General features: G+C 73.0%; 3 protein-coding genes. All 3 read left to right on the forward strand.

What is annotated here, in order from left to right:
* On the forward strand, window positions 1–311 hold a 311-nt coding region (locus I5G_RS19670; RefSeq protein WP_036325457.1), incomplete at its 5' end, for a chloride channel protein.
* A gap of 110 nt (window positions 312–421) precedes the next feature.
* On the forward strand, window positions 422–1,030 hold the full coding sequence (gene pnuC / locus I5G_RS00325; protein WP_022877266.1) for a nicotinamide riboside transporter PnuC: 609 nt from the start codon (window positions 422–424) through the stop codon (window positions 1,028–1,030).
* A partial coding sequence (locus I5G_RS00330) for an adenylyltransferase/cytidyltransferase family protein (protein WP_026095531.1) occupies window positions 1,023–1,502 on the forward strand: 480 nt, incomplete at its 3' end. The genes pnuC and I5G_RS00330, both read left to right, overlap by 8 nt.

Here is a 1,502-nt window from a genome sequence, read left to right on the forward strand (position 1 = left end):
CGGTCGGCGGCACGCTGCAGCCGTCGGTCGCGATCGGCGCGAGCCTGGGCGCCGCGGCCGCCGCGGGCTGGGCGTTCGTGTGGCCGGGAGCGGATGCCACGGGCCTCGCGATCGTGGCCGCGGCGGCGTTCCTCGCCTCGAACATGCGCGCACCGTTCACCGCGATCGTGCTCGTGATCGAGTTCACGGGCACGGGCTTCGACCTGCTGCTGCCGATCTTCCTCGCCGTCGCCGGGTCGCTCGCCGCCGCGCGACTGACCTCGCGCGCGAGCCTCCGCCGCTTCGCCCCGCGCGACCCCGGGCGCGAGTAGCCGCTTCGCCCCGCGCGACTCGGGCGCGAGGGGCGCGGTGATCCCGCGGCAGACCGGACGCGGCGCGCAAGCCCGGCGGGGCCTGCCGCGCGCCCACGTAGGCTCGACGGGTGATCGAGTGGATCCTGACCGAATGGATGCAGATCCTCGGGTTCGCGACGGGGGCCGCATGCGTGCTCCTCGCCGCCCGACGGAACGTCTGGACCTACCCCATCGGCATCGCCAACAACGTCGTCTTCCTGGTCGTGTTCGTCCCGGCGGGACTGTACGCGTCGGCGGGCCTCCAGCTCGTCTACCTCGCGCTCGGCGTCCACGGTTGGATCCGCTGGACGCGCGGGGTCGAGCACGACCGCGACTACGTCGCGCGGACGCCGCGGCGGGCCGTGCCGTGGCTGATCGCCGCGGGAGTCGTCGGCATGGCCGTGCTCACCTGGCTCCTGGCGACGTTCACCGACTCGCAGGTCGCGCTCGCCGACGCCGGGACGACGGCGGCGAGCCTGGTCGCGCAGTACATGCTGAACCGCAAGTGGATCGAGAACTGGGCGGTGTGGATCGCCGTCGACATCGCCTTCGTGGCCCTGTCGATCGCGACTGGACTGTGGATCATCGCCGCCCTCTACGCCCTGTTCGTCGTGCTGTGCATCGGCGGTTGGCGCGGCTGGCATCGCGTGCTGCGCGAGGGGACGGCGACCGCGGCGCCCGCGGACGCGCGTGTCTGAGCGGCGGTTCCGCCACGGGGTCGTGGTGGGGAAGTTCTATCCGCTGCACGCCGGGCACGCGCACCTGATCCGCTCCGCCGTGCGGGCGTGCGAGCGCGTCACGGTCGAGGTCATCGCGGCATCCATCGAGTCCATTCCGCTCGAACGGCGCGCCGCGTGGATCCGCGAGGGGCACCCGACCGTGCGCGTGGTCGATCTCGTCGACGACACCCCCGTCGACTTCGGTTCCGAGACCGCGTGGGAGGCGCACACCGCGACGATCCGCGGGCTCCTCGACGAACCCGTCGACGCGGTATTCACCTCCGACGACTACGGCGCGGAACTGGCCCGGAGACTGGATGCCGAGTGGGTGCAGATCGACCCGGGTCGGGTCGTGAACCCGGTGTCGGGCACCGCCATCCGCCGCGATCTCGCCGGTCACTGGTCGGAGCTGTCGCCCGCGACGCGAGCGGACCTCGCCGCGCGCATCGTC

It is taken from the genome of Microbacterium sp. B19, from assembly GCF_000333395.1.
Taxonomy (GTDB): Bacteria; Actinomycetota; Actinomycetes; order Actinomycetales; family Microbacteriaceae; genus Microbacterium.